The 13,024-nt window shown below is 43.4% G+C and carries 10 protein-coding genes; 2 read left to right on the forward strand and 8 right to left on the reverse strand.

Going from position 1 to position 13,024, the window contains the following annotated elements; all coding sequences use genetic code 11:
• Nucleotides 1–309: 309 nt before the first annotated feature.
• Nucleotides 310–1,083, reverse strand: coding sequence for a KinB-signaling pathway activation protein (locus tag ACFOJ8_RS10475; RefSeq protein ID WP_380650391.1), 774 nt, complete (start codon nt 1,081–1,083; stop codon nt 310–312).
• Between the two features lie 18 nt (nt 1,084–1,101).
• The gene (locus tag ACFOJ8_RS10480) at nt 1,102–2,151 is read right to left on the reverse strand and encodes an Mrp/NBP35 family ATP-binding protein (RefSeq protein WP_380650393.1); all 1,050 of its coding nucleotides are present in this window, start codon (nt 2,149–2,151) and stop codon (nt 1,102–1,104) included.
• A 241-nt stretch (nt 2,152–2,392) separates the two neighbouring features.
• Between ACFOJ8_RS10480 and ACFOJ8_RS10485 the strand changes: the two genes are divergently transcribed.
• Together ACFOJ8_RS10485 and ACFOJ8_RS10490 are read left to right on the forward strand one after the other, a co-directional pair.
• Nucleotides 2,393–3,838: an alpha-amylase gene (locus ACFOJ8_RS10485; RefSeq protein ID WP_380659926.1), complete on the forward strand. Its 1,446-nt coding sequence runs from the start codon at nt 2,393–2,395 to the stop codon at nt 3,836–3,838.
• 29 nt (nt 3,839–3,867) lie between these two features.
• Entirely contained in the window at nt 3,868–5,247 is a 1,380-nt protein-coding gene (locus ACFOJ8_RS10490) for an alanine/glycine:cation symporter family protein (protein WP_380650397.1), read from the forward strand.
• 46 nt (nt 5,248–5,293) lie between these two features.
• Here the strand turns inward: ACFOJ8_RS10490 and ACFOJ8_RS10495 are convergent, their stop codons facing one another.
• The 6 genes from ACFOJ8_RS10495 to ACFOJ8_RS10520 form a co-directional block, all read right to left on the reverse strand.
• Nucleotides 5,294–6,391, reverse strand: a complete 1,098-nt coding sequence (locus ACFOJ8_RS10495; protein WP_380650399.1) for an NAD/NADP octopine/nopaline dehydrogenase family protein — start codon at nt 6,389–6,391, stop codon at nt 5,294–5,296.
• Nucleotides 6,392–6,404: 13 nt separating this feature from the next.
• Nucleotides 6,405–7,961: an amidohydrolase gene (locus ACFOJ8_RS10500; RefSeq protein ID WP_380650401.1), complete on the reverse strand. Its 1,557-nt coding sequence runs from the start codon at nt 7,959–7,961 to the stop codon at nt 6,405–6,407.
• A gap of 79 nt (nt 7,962–8,040) precedes the next feature.
• Nucleotides 8,041–8,847, reverse strand: coding sequence for a pyrroline-5-carboxylate reductase (gene proC / locus ACFOJ8_RS10505; RefSeq protein ID WP_380650403.1), 807 nt, complete (start codon nt 8,845–8,847; stop codon nt 8,041–8,043).
• A gap of 75 nt (nt 8,848–8,922) precedes the next feature.
• Entirely contained in the window at nt 8,923–9,645 is a 723-nt protein-coding gene (gene trhA, locus ACFOJ8_RS10510; protein ID WP_380650405.1) for a PAQR family membrane homeostasis protein TrhA, read from the reverse strand.
• Nucleotides 9,645–10,790: a UTP--glucose-1-phosphate uridylyltransferase gene (locus ACFOJ8_RS10515; RefSeq protein ID WP_380650407.1), complete on the reverse strand. Its 1,146-nt coding sequence runs from the start codon at nt 10,788–10,790 to the stop codon at nt 9,645–9,647. Before ACFOJ8_RS10515 ends, trhA begins: the two co-directional genes overlap by 1 nt.
• Nucleotides 10,791–10,900: 110 nt before the next feature.
• Complete coding sequence (locus ACFOJ8_RS10520; RefSeq protein WP_380650409.1) at nt 10,901–13,024, reverse strand: hypothetical protein; 2,124 nt, start codon at nt 13,022–13,024, stop codon at nt 10,901–10,903.

Below are 13,024 nucleotides of genomic sequence, written 5' to 3' on the forward strand. Positions count from 1 at the left end.
TTGCGGTTTTACTTGACGCCCAAGTTGAATGGTTACCCATTCGTTTATTGGAATTAAACGTTGACATATTGTCATTCAGTTTTCAATGTTCTGTTTTGACTGCTTATCTATTGTAGCACTTCATCTTTTCGATTGCAACACTTTTTTTCAATTTCTTTTTGGAAGCAATATGCTGTGTAGTGCTTTTTGCCGTCCTTGTTTTGACGACTTTCATATCATACCAAGCACACACATAAGTGTCAACGATCTGAGTGATTTTAATATTGTAGTGTTACACAATGAGAAAGGAGTAGTGGTCTCCACTACTCCTCAATCCTTGTCACGACGCTTATTTTGACGTGTTTTATTTTTGTATTTCAAACTGTTCCTTTTGTCGATCTGAGCTTTTTCTTTCTGTTGCTGTTGATGCTCTGCTTGTTGTCGTGTGATTTTTTTCTGCTCATTAAGCTCTGCTTTAGTCACTCTTCCCCGCTCTGCTTTTTCCTTTTCCGATGCCTCTATATATTTTGGTAGCATTATAAGCTGGAATGCATTACAAATGATCAATGTAAATATTGAACGGTATATCCATGAAGTGTCTTCTACGCTTAGAAATGGGATCAATCCAATAGAAGTCATGAATATCATGAAGAAGAGTGCCGGAATAAACAAATTGCTACCGGGTGATTCCTTCGCTTTCCACCTGGCTACGATGAAGCCTAACACGATAACAATGATTGGAATCCAAATATAGTTCCAGACATGGCCCGCTTCCACACCCAACCTATAGAACCTAACATAGAATAGATCAAATATGGCGTACATCACAAGAAGCAGTTGAGCATACGGCCATAACTTTTTGAAGATGCCGGATCCAAGTGGGTGTACGAATAAATATATGAAGAAAGAGACTTGGCTAATCGTCGCAATTAAAAGCCCATAACCGAGAAACCATATTAGCCCAGCCAGAAACTCTCCGATATTTCCTTGAAAAAGGTAGCGTGTTACATTCTGATATTCGGTAAACAAGCTCACGATCGCCGTAATTACCATACCAAGAAGCAATGTCCTGAAATAGAATCTTACTAGGTATTTCGATGTCATACTGTAGTTCCTCCGCGATTATTCGCTTTCTTTAATTACGTTGTCCGCAATACTTCTATATATACTTCCAATTTTATGTGTTCCAGAATACACTGAAGGTGCAAAGTCTTGCTCATTCCATTCGGGCTGCCCTAAAGGAAGTTGTCCAAGTAGCGGTGCTTGAAGTTCACGCGCTAACTTCTCTCCGCCACCTTTACCAAAGACGTACTCCTTCTCGTTGGTAAGTTCACTTTCGAAGTAGCTCATATTTTCGATTACACCTATGATTTCATGGTCTGTATGCTGAGCCATAGCACCTGCGCGCGCTGCAACAAATGCTGCTGTCGGATGTGGCGTAGTTACGATAATCTCTTTACTGTGTGGTAGCAGCTGGTGAACATCAAGTGCGACGTCTCCTGTTCCAGGCGGTAGATCGAGTAGCAAGTAATCAAGCTCTCCCCATGCTACTTCATTGAAGAAGCTACTGATCATTTTACCAAGCATGGGTCCTCTCCATATGACGGGTGTATTCTCCTCCACGAAGAAAGCCATGGAAATCACTTTGACCCCAAAGCGTTCGACAGGAATGATTGTTTTATCTTCTATCCCCGGCTTTTCAGTTATTCCCATCATATCGGGGACACTAAATCCGTAGATGTCTGCGTCTATCAAACCGACTCTCTTTCCCTTTTCTGCGAGTGCCACAGCAAGATTAACTGCGACAGTAGACTTACCGACCCCACCTTTGCCGGAAGCAACAGCGATAAATTGCGTATTGTTTTCTTTAAACCTATTTTCCACTTCACTGCCCGCTGTACCCCGGTGTTTCTCAATCACAGATTCTTCAAGCTCATCAAATCGCAAGCCGACAGTCTCTGCACCCGCTTCTTTGAGAAGGTTGACCACCTTCATCTGAAGATCAAGCTGCTCCTGACCGCCAAGGCGACCGATTGCTACTTTGACACTGACATGCTTCTTTTCTTCCTTTATACTAATTTCCTTGATACCATCCGTCTCTTTAATTGGAACGTTGAGAATGGGATCATTTATATTACCAACTATTTCTTCAACTTGTTCTTTAGTGACCATTGGAAATTCTCCTTCTGTGAGCTAGATTCAATACCATCATGATAACATATCGCGATATGCATAAAATACAAAAGTTCTTAATACTTTGTGATAAGTCAGCAGAAGACCTTCGTTTCTCTAGTTCCTTCTTCAGCACCTTCGTGTTTATTTTTTGCTTCTATGATTACATACCGTATTAATAGGCTATATATAGGGACAATCTAATAGAAAAGGACGTTGACCACTTATGAATTTCTCACTTATGCAGTATTTTGAATGGTACATACCAGACGATGGTAAGCATTGGGACCGTCTAAGGGACGATGCACACAAGATTAAAGATATGGGAATCGATGCTGTATGGCTTCCGCCACCAACCAAAGCTGATAATCCATCCAACCCGGGGTATTCGGTTTACGATGTCTACGATTTGGGAGAGTTCGACCAAAAAGGTGCCGTACGCACTAAATATGGGACGCGAGAACAACTTGAAAACGCGATAAAAGCATGTAAAGAAGCAGGACTAATGGTATACCTCGACCTCGTTATGAACCATAAAGCAGGCGGGGATGAAACTGAAACTTTCAAAGTCATTGAAGTCGACCCAGATGACAGGAACAAAGAAATCTCCGAACCATTTGATATCGAGGGTTACACACGCTTCACCTTCCCTGGACGTAAAGGTAAGTATAGTACATTTGAATGGGACTTCACTCACTTCGTCGGTGTCGACTACGATGCTAAGGAAGACCGTACTGGGGTATTTAAGATTGTCGGTGAGGATAAAGATTGGAGCGACAATGTTGATGAGGAACATGGCAACTTCGATTACCTGATGTTTGCAGATATATATTATGACCACCCTGCCGTTAAAGAAGAGATGATAGAGTGGGGGAAATGGCTTACAGATACATTGGACGTCGACGGTTTCCGACTAGATGCGGTAAAACATATAGACAGCCAATTCATCAGTGACTTTATTGATGCTGTGACAGAGCATGCAGACCGAGATATCTACTTCTTCGGCGAATTTTGGAACCCCGAAGTCGAAGCGAAAGAAGGGTTCCTAGAAGATGTAGAGTTTGACATCGACCTATTCGATGTTGGTCTTCACTACAATCTATTCGGTGCCTCGAACGAAAGAGAAGATTACGATCTAAGTAAGATTTTCCAGGGAACACTTGTCGAAGAATCTCCGTGGAATACGGTGACCTTCGTGGACAACCACGATACACAACCGGGGGAGTCACTTGAATCGTTTATTGAGGATTGGTTCAAGCAATCCGCTTATGCACTCATTCTCCTGCGCCGTGATGGTTATCCGTGTGTATTTTATGGTGACTATTACGGAATAGATGGCGAAGGCGAAGAATCCAAAGTAGGTATGCCTGAAGTGATTGATCCGTTGCTCCACGCAAGACACCTGCGTGCTCTTGGAGAACAGGAAGATTATTTCGATCACGCTGATACAATTGGCTGGGTTCGTTTCGGCGAAGAAGAGGTAGAAGGTTCTGGTTGTGCGGTTGTTGTATCGAATGGACTTGAAGACGGTGTTAAAAAAATGTACGTTGGAGAGGAACGGAGTGGAGAAGAATGGGTGGACTTCACAGGCAACCGCGAAGATAAGATCACTATAGATGATGAAGGATTCGGAGAATTCATATCTAACAGCCAAAGTGTGAGTGTTTACGCTCTGCCTGACGAGTAAATTACAAATTTTTTTAAAGGAGAACGCACATGGAATTCATTACAGCAGTGTCGGATTTTCTATGGGGATATCCAATCATCATCATGCTCCTTCTCACAAGCATTTACCTAACGATCAGGCTGAAGTTCTTTCAGTTTGCCTATCCTCTGCATATATTCAAGCAAACGATCGGCAGAGTAGGTAAAAAACCATTTGGCAAAGGAACCATTACTCCGTTCCAAACACTGACGACTGCACTATCCTCGACAATTGGCGCTGCTAATATTGTCGGGGTGCCTGTAGCCATCATGCTTGGTGGCCCTGGGGCGGTCTTTTGGATGTGGGTCATTGCCCTATTCGGGATGGCACTAAAGTTTGGTGAAACGGCGCTAGGCATGCATTATCGTGAAAAAAATGAAATTGGAGATTACGTGGGCGGTCCTACATACTATATGAGAAATGGAATTAAATGGCCGCTTATTGGAAAAATACTAGCTACTTGGTACGCTGCTTTCCTACTGATAGAATTGCTTCCAAGTATCATGGTTCAGAGTAACTCAGTGGCAAGTACAATAGAGGACACATTTGAGTTCAGTCCTCTAATTACAGGAATCATCATGGCAGTTGCGGTAGGTATCGTCGTATTTGGGGGCATCAAGCGTATTGGTAAGGTAACATCTTTCCTAGTACCAATCATGGCTGGATTCTACATTTTCGCAGGATTAATCATCATCTTCATGAACATTTCTTCAGTCCCTGCTGCTTTTGCACTTATTTTTACAGAAGCTTTCAATCCCACAGCAGCACTTGGTGGGGGTGCTGGCGCAGTACTTGCCGAAACTATCCGTTGGGGATTTGCACGTGGCGTATACAGTAACGAAGCAGGACTTGGAACTTCCCCAATTGCTCATGCCGCAGCTAAAACCGACCATCCGATAAGACAAGCACTCTGGTCTGTCGTTGCCATTGTAGTAGATACACTAATCATATGTACTATTACAGCACTTGTAGTCATCATGACAGGCGTTTGGCAACACAATGATGCGCATGAAGACAGTGTCCGTGAATCACTGACAGCACGTGCCTTTGCAGAATCATTTGGACCGATAGGGAGTACAGCCATTTCACTGGCACTCGTCATTTTCGTCTTTTCTACAATCACTGTCGTTGTGTTCTACGGCGCCAGACAAGCAGAGTTCCTATTCGGTCTATGGGCAGGACATGTGATGAAAGGGTTATATGTCCTCTCTATTATTATCGGCGCAATTGGTGGTGCAACGATACTATGGGCCTTCCTTGATCTGACATTATTCTTTGTCATACTCCCGAACATTATTGCAGTCATTCTTCTCTCACCGAAGATTATTGAGTTGAAAGAAGAATACTTCAATTCTAAAAAGTACTATAGAAGAGATTTAGAAAAAGAATAATTTTGCATATAGAAGCCCCCCAGCAGAATTGCTGGGGGGCTTCTAGTCAGTCACGGGTGCTGTCATATTTCATCAGCTGATTCAGTTCTTTACTACTGACTCGCTCTATACCAAGCTTTTTTAAAGTGACTCCTTCTTTGAAATAATCACGTTCAAGGAGCACGCCGGTTAATGTGATCACAGAATCAATCACCGGTGTATGCACATCAACCATGTCACCGATGCTTGCCCATAATACTAAACCATTGGAAACATCTTCTGTTACATAACGATTTTCCAAATCAGTCGGTCCAAGTATATCTTTTAGGACTTTTGAGTTGTTGTATTGCTCCCTTAATGAGGCATTTTCTTCAAAATATCCACTTCTCACGCTGCGCTCCGATTTGGATAATACTTCAAAGCCAAGCGCTTTACAGATTGACTGGCGCTCTTCATCAATACGATGAATGACATTCACCGTATGCTCAGTGATCCCTTCTTTATATAGATAGAACTGATTACCTGCATAATCGATTCTGCCTGCATTGAGAATGGACGGGCCTGGGTGACTTTCAGGGTTCCCGTTGTTTAAAGTCGTTTCGATGATATTCTCGGCCGGCTTTAGATAATCATACATTCGATTTAGAACTTCTAGCATCTCTTCTGTGTGACGTGCAGGGTAAGCTGCAAATAAATTATGCTTGTTGTAGCTGATCAGCTCTGCCTCGTTACGATCGACATGATATCTCGAAGCATAAGTGAGCGACATTGTCTCTCCTACTTTGACATCCACATCGGCCTTCATGTTATGCAGAACACGTTTGAAGCGGATACTGCACATCGCGCTCGCGCTGTTTATGAAAACGTACTGACCATCCTCAAGGTGTGGCGCAATATTTTCAGCGACAGATTCCACCGCAGTGGATGGAATTGCCAGCATTAGTACATCTTGTCCTTTCACAGCTTCTGAGACGTCCCTTGTGAACCTATGAACCTTCACTGGCGAACCTTTAAAGTTGATTTCGCCTGTCTCCTCTATTTTACTCAGATCCTTCTCCGACTGTGGAGACTGGTAGAGCGTCACTTCATGACCTCGCTCTGTCATGTCAACAGCGGCAGTAATTCCACCGTGTCCAGCACCAAAGATACTGATTTTCAAATTCATAGAATCCCTCCTCCTAGTTGTGTGCATCATAGACGATTGTCCCATCGACCACCGTCTTTTCTATTTTCACTTCAAGCAGCTCATCCGCTTCAACTGTCATAACATCTCGATTGAATATGGCGAAATCTGCGTAATACCCTGGTTCGATCAAGCCTGCACGATCTGATTTATAGACAATTTCAGCTGCATTATAAGTATACATTCTGAAGGCATCGTAACGGCTTACAATCTCCTCCTTATTATACACGCCCGCCTTTCCTCTACGTGTCACAAGTGTATGGATACCGAGTAGCGGATTGACTGCTTCGATCGGTGCATCGGAAGAACCTCCGAGCACCAGTCCGTGTTCTTGCATCGTTTTAAAAGCGTAAAGATACTTCAGCCGCTCAGCACCAAGATACGTTTCTACCCAAGGCATATCGGACGTAAGGAATGTCGGTTGGATGTCACAAATTATATTTAGCCTAGACATTCGTTTGATTAGCGACGCATCGAGCAAACTACAATGGATTAAGCGGTCGTGCTTGCCTTCTGGGACAGGGTATCGCTCAATCGTATCCAGAACAAGTTCGCTCGCTTTATCACCGATAACATGCACAGCAATTGCATCGCCATTCTTTCTAGCCTTCTTGACTAGAGATTCGAGTGCCTCTACTGAATGAATCTGAAGACCATGATCCGTAGTGCCCTCATACGGTGCGTTAACGAGCGCCGTCTTGCCACCGAATGCACCATCCATAAACAGCTTCATCGCATCTTTTTCAATCCAATCGGCAACGAAGTCTGGTGCATCTTCTATCATTTCATCGTAGACACGCTCATGTCTAAGTAGATTAACTCGGAATTTTTTGAGGTTCGGACCAAGAGTTCTTCTGTAGGCATCAAATGGTAATTGATAAGGACCATGATACGACATATCTTCAGTATGTGCATTTGTAATTCCATAAGTGTAAAGGTGATCCACTGCCGTCTCGATATCGCCACTCAGGGAATCCACATCATCCTCGACGGTTGCATCGCGGATTGCTTCAAAGGCCTTGTCGTAGACCCATCCTGTTAGCTCTCCGTCTTCATCCCGTTCGTAATAGCCACCCTCGGGGTCAGAGACTGTCCGATCGATACCAAGCAGCTCCAACCCCTGCGTATTGACGACCCCGGCGTGTTGACATACACGGGTCAACAATGTTGGCTTATCTGTCAATTCATCCAGTTCTTTGTGAGAGGGACGATACTGATCCGGAAAATTATTCTCGTCGTAGCCGAGAATGAGGTTCCATCTCTCTTCAGATTCATATGTACTGATCAACCGCTTCACTTCGTCGAGTTTCGTCACCTCGTGTAGCGCAAGCGACTTCAGTTTTTTACCAAGCATGATCAAGTGCTGATGTGTATCCGCCAACCCTGGGAGCATTGTCGCACCTTCTAGATTTATTACTTTATCAGCCAGTCCGAGTAGTCGTTCTGCTGATCCTGTTTCAAGTATTCGACCGTCTTCCTCCATCACCGCTTCTACAGTTTCAAAAGGTGCCTTCATTGTATAGATTGGACCATTGTAGTATACCGTCTTCATTATATTCCTCCTCACAAAAAGTGCTTCATATACAGTTTATATGAAGCACTTTCCATTATACAAATTCATGAACTGAATGCTATTCATCGTCTTTACTTAATTCTTCACTGCGATTCGCTGCTGCATTCAGGGTTGCAGTAAGTATCTTCTTAATACTTTCTCCATCAAGCGCATTAAGACCAGCTTCAGTTGTGCCATTTTTAGACGTAATATTCTTCCTCAACTGACTAAATGGTAGTTCCGAATCCTCGACCATCTTACCGGCACCGATAACCAGATTTCTCGTTAGGAACAGCGCCTCCTCTTCATCGAAACCGAGTTCTACTAGGCTTTCTGCATACTTTTCGTAAATAAAGTAGAGAAATGCCGAGCCTGATCCTGTGGCAGCCGTAATATTGTGCATTACATCTTCTTCAATTACAACCGTAGTACCAAAACTCTCCATGAGCTCCACCAACTGGTCTTTATCTGGGAAGTTTCTAGAATATGTGATGCCATTAACCGAATGCTGCACCATCGCGTTGGTATTCGGCATAATCCTTGCGATTGGATTTTCAGTCCGTAACTCGCGCCGGATGGTCTTGATTTGTGTGCCCGCCATGACTGAGACAATCTTTGTCTTCTTTTCAAGATGCGGCCGAATTCTTTTAGCCACGTCTGGAAAACTCTGTGGTTTACTAGCTAGAATGACATAGTCTGCACCATCCAGAAGCTCAGTATCGTCGTAAGAGACATTGACACCGAGGTTTTCTTTGAAGAACATAATCTTCTCCTGCTGGCTTCTGCTCGTCAAATAGATCTGTTCAGGTTTAACTACATGATTTTCAATCATGCCGATAAAAATGGCACTTGCCATATTTCCAGCACCATAAAAGACGATTTTCATCCAATCAACTCCCGTTTTGATTTCAACATCAACTATCATAACAAACTGCTTGAAAAAATCAAAAAGGCCTGCCAACTACATATGGATGTAGAAAACAATTCCGATATAATGAAGAATACTGGCCAGGATGATAAAGAAGTGCCATATCATATGGAAATACTTGCGTGACTTCTGAGCGTAAAACCATGCGCCTACAGTATAGCTCACACCACCAAGCGTCAGCATAAAGATGAACATCCAGTGCGTGTTACTGATGATTTGGGGAAAGAACAAAACGGCCATCCACCCCATTACCAAGTAGAACCCAAGACTTACTTTACTATTCACTCTAGGACTGAGGACCTTATAGAGAATACCAAAGATCGCTGCCATCCACTGTATGATAAGCGTGACAATCCCCCATGTGCCTCCAATGACGGACAGCGCAACAGGGGTGTAAGTACCGGCAATCGCAACGTATATCAGGCTGTGATCCAACAGGCGCATGATGTACTTATGCTGTGTATTATGTGCCATGGAATGGTAGAGCGTTGAAGTCAGGAACATGAGAAGGATACTAATGACATATACAGAACCCCCTACGGCATGCAATGTCCCGCCTTGCGCATACATATATATTGCTGTAAATGGCAGCATAAATATAAACAATAGTGCTGCAACCCCGTGACTGACACTATTACCTACTTCTTCACCGAACGACAGAGGGACAATGTGCTTCAAAGACTCTTCAATTTTCTCACCCACGCTGTGCTTTTTCCAATATAATTCCTTATGCGATTGATTCTGCCCAAGAAACATTAAAATACGCCTACGTCTATCAGATCTTTGTAGGCTGTCTCGATGCTGTCCTTGCCTACTTTGTTCTTGAGTGGGGAGAATTCACCCTTTCGATCCACTTGTAGCGTCATATGAGTATCGGCATGTACAAAGGCATCAAAGTAGAACTTCTCAAATTTGAGCACTTCTTCTCTTACCGCCTGAAGTGTATGATCCATATGCAGCAACTTCTTTAGAGCAAGATGGTAGGGCATTCTAACATTAGATATTTTCTGCAGATAGTCCATGCTGAACACATGAACACCGATATTGCCATTTTTGAATGCTGCCTCCTCACCTTCCGGTAGTTCAGTGTATTCTACAACACTTTTTCTCCCGTCCACTAAGCATAGCCGGCCGACACTTTCACCTGGTTTCGGTGCGATGGATTTAGAGGTGAGTTCATTTTCATTTTGTATATGGAGACCCACAAGCAGAGGGTCGGCTACTTTTACGACGACATTGTCGATATTATTCATAAATATATGGTTGATGCCCCTGTCTTTCATGTCTTCAAGCACACCACTTTTTTTCAGTGCACTGAAAATTCCCCCGTTACCATTTGGCGTTAACAGAATATCTTTATCCTCTGTAATCAATAGCTCGCCCTCCTTCGAGAGTGCGGGGAAATGCTCTTGTTTAAAGAAATGGATGTTAACAGGATTCAAGCCGAAATAATGATTGGACTCAAAGAAACCTAAAGTTTCACCATGGTTGATATCACTCGTCATGATATACCACTGTATAGGCGTCTTTACTTTATCTTCAAAGTTTTTCAGTTGGCTTGCTTGGAGTTCGAAGAGAGAACGTCCCTCGAAAGAAAATGTCCCTTTGGGTCCTAGGTGTTCGAGGCGCGTTCCCTGACCACCAGCCATAAGCAGAACTGCTACCTGCCCATTGCCCAGAGCATCGTATGCAATGTTCATCAACATCTCTTCATCGAGCGCATCGGCTGTTGTATAGGGTATTTCACTAATGAAATTCATATCGACGGATGATGGGTTCTGATATGTATCTTCATACACATTTCTGATTTCTTCCATATCGAGCCGTTTATATTGCATTTCGAGTTTCTGCTGTTCTTTTTGTTGTAGCAATTCGAATTGAGGTCTCCAGTTCGTAATCATAATTTCATCCTCCGTAGCTTGTTTACCTCATTATAATCCAAACAGGATCAGTCTGTAAAAATAAAAGAAGATGGTGACCGCATCTACTGCGATTTCCATCTTCTATAATGTCACTCTCTACCGAATGTTTCTCTGATGATCTTATATGATTCCTTTAGACGTTCTTCTGACTCAGGTAAGTCCCATTTTTCCCACGTATAGGTTTCAAAGTTTGGCATCCTATTGTTCTCCATAACCGGCAAACTGTCAACGACTTGTTGGTCCTCCATTACGACTACACCGACGCCAATCCCATCAATCTCAGTTGACGCCTCAAGGCCATCTTCAACAATGTCTCCGAGAAACTCTCTTTGACTTGGATCGCGTGCACCAATCAGTCCCCAAGGAAGTCGCATCTCAAGAATGCCTTCTTCACGGTTCCAATTATAGTCTGTTAGAGAGTTGTATCCTTCAGATTCCGGGTTTCCAACACCCTCCCTTAGGAGACCTGTCTCGTATGATTCGAATGGTAACGTTTCGTTTCTATCTGGCAGATAGTATTCTTTGTTCAACGCAAGACGGATAGGATTAAACTGGCCTGAATCTTTTTCAGGGAGACTTCCAGCATCTATCATGTCCAGTGTATGACCGTACTGTACTTCAAAGAAATCGTAGTAGTCGTCCACAGTCACTTTGGACTGTTCCGAGTTGATATCGACAAGAAAGTCGATGCCGTCCTCAGCTTCAACTTGGCCATTCACTTTATGGTTACCCTGGCCTGATACAATGTTCAGCGGGATATTGATGTCTCCCACCATCCCAGGCTCATGTTCCACCTTCATGTAAAGATACCTCTCGTCAGAATCCATCGTTAAGGATTTTAGCGTCCCTGAACCGGTGTATATTGGTTCACTCTCCCACTCAGTAGCGTCACCGTCTACTTGAATTTTGTGAGTGTCAAAACTCAGCAGGCCAAACTGTTGCTCGTTCGTCTGTGCATTAGACCAGAAAGGACGACGATCTGGGTCGTCGTAATCCATCGTATTCCAAGTACGCTTGAACCACTCATCCTGCCAGGTAAAGACAAGACCCCCAAGCGCACCCTCCTCTATAATATCCTCATAAAGGTGGGATACAATTTCTCCTTGTTCCTGCTCAGAATGGAAACCTTGATTCCAACCAGATGGATTACGGTGTGTTAATCCACGAGAACCTGGCACCCCAAATTCAGCCACAAGAACAGGTAGACGATGAGCTTCGATCAGCTCATTAAGATAACCCGCGTAGTTGTTTCTTTCTCCGCGATGATCCGTGTATTCTACATATTTCTCATCATAGTTTAGGAAGTCAGGATAATAAGGATAGATATGATAAGAAGCATATTGTCCGATTTCTTCCATCTCACCTTTTGTATAGATGGCATTCGGATCGACACTCACTAAATCTTCCATATCTGAAGAATCAGAAGGGTGCTCGAGAATATCTGTTGTCACCCAATTTGTAAAACTCATCGGGCGGAGCGAGCCGTATGTTTCATTTTCGTACTTCGAGATGTAATCCATCTTTTCAGCCAACCAATATTCAAACGGTGAGGCATCTTCAGTACGGTAAAATGTACCATCATATTGTCCTATATTTTCGTGCTTCTCGTTGGTTCCAACAACGAATGGTGGATACCACTCCACACCCGTAATCCAGCCGATGACATACCCGGATACATCACTTTTATAATTGCCCGAAGCTTTACCGGGCTCTGCTTCAACAGTTCCACCACCATGGATGGCATCCATTACATTCATCATGTCTTGGTTGAATTCTTCGTTCAAATCAGCATCGAATGCATCGAGACCGTCATGCATCTTTCCTTCGTCTGCCCATAGCCCATGCATAATGTAAATTTTTTCGTCGTTCCTATTGTTGTAACGTGCAAGCGCCTTATAAAATCCTGGGGGATGCAACGTATACACACGTACAGTATTAGCATTCATTTGCCCAATGTCTTCAAACCAGCGATAATATTCATCTTCTGTGATTGCGGCTTCGCCTGGAAAATGACCCGGTTTCGCCATACCGATGTTGACGCCCTTAATAGTCATCTCTTCCCATCCGTCTGGCGTTTTCACTTCAAATTTATCTCCGGTAATGCGTGCGGGCTTTACTTCGTGCGCTGCTATTTCTTGATTATTGCCAAAAACATAATATACACCGACTGCAATGAAAATGATTGAAATAATAAAGAGAATATATTTCTTCAT

This window comes from Salinicoccus sesuvii (assembly GCF_042648145.1).
GTDB lineage: Bacteria > Bacillota > Bacilli > Staphylococcales > Salinicoccaceae > Salinicoccus > Salinicoccus sesuvii.

Excerpts from the sequence above, each read along its gene's own strand:
- ACFOJ8_RS10475 (WP_380650391.1), bottom strand. The coding sequence starts at position 1,083 with ATGACATCGAAATACCTAGTAAGATTCTATTTCAGGACATTGCTTCTT.
- ACFOJ8_RS10480 (WP_380650393.1), bottom strand. The coding sequence starts at position 2,151 with ATGGTCACTAAAGAACAAGTTGAAGAAATAGTTGGTAATATAAATGAT.
- ACFOJ8_RS10485 (WP_380659926.1), top strand. The coding sequence starts at position 2,393 with ATGCAGTATTTTGAATGGTACATACCAGACGATGGTAAGCATTGGGAC.
- ACFOJ8_RS10490 (WP_380650397.1), top strand. The coding sequence starts at position 3,868 with ATGGAATTCATTACAGCAGTGTCGGATTTTCTATGGGGATATCCAATC.
- ACFOJ8_RS10495 (WP_380650399.1), bottom strand. The coding sequence starts at position 6,391 with ATGAATTTGAAAATCAGTATCTTTGGTGCTGGACACGGTGGAATTACT.
- ACFOJ8_RS10500 (WP_380650401.1), bottom strand. The coding sequence starts at position 7,961 with ATGAAGACGGTATACTACAATGGTCCAATCTATACAATGAAGGCACCT.
- proC (WP_380650403.1), bottom strand. The coding sequence starts at position 8,847 with ATGAAAATCGTCTTTTATGGTGCTGGAAATATGGCAAGTGCCATTTTT.
- trhA (WP_380650405.1), bottom strand. The coding sequence starts at position 9,645 with ATGTTTCTTGGGCAGAATCAATCGCATAAGGAATTATATTGGAAAAAG.
- ACFOJ8_RS10515 (WP_380650407.1), bottom strand. The coding sequence starts at position 10,790 with ATGATTACGAACTGGAGACCTCAATTCGAATTGCTACAACAAAAAGAA.
- ACFOJ8_RS10520 (WP_380650409.1), bottom strand. The coding sequence starts at position 13,024 with ATGAAGAAATATATTCTCTTTATTATTTCAATCATTTTCATTGCAGTC.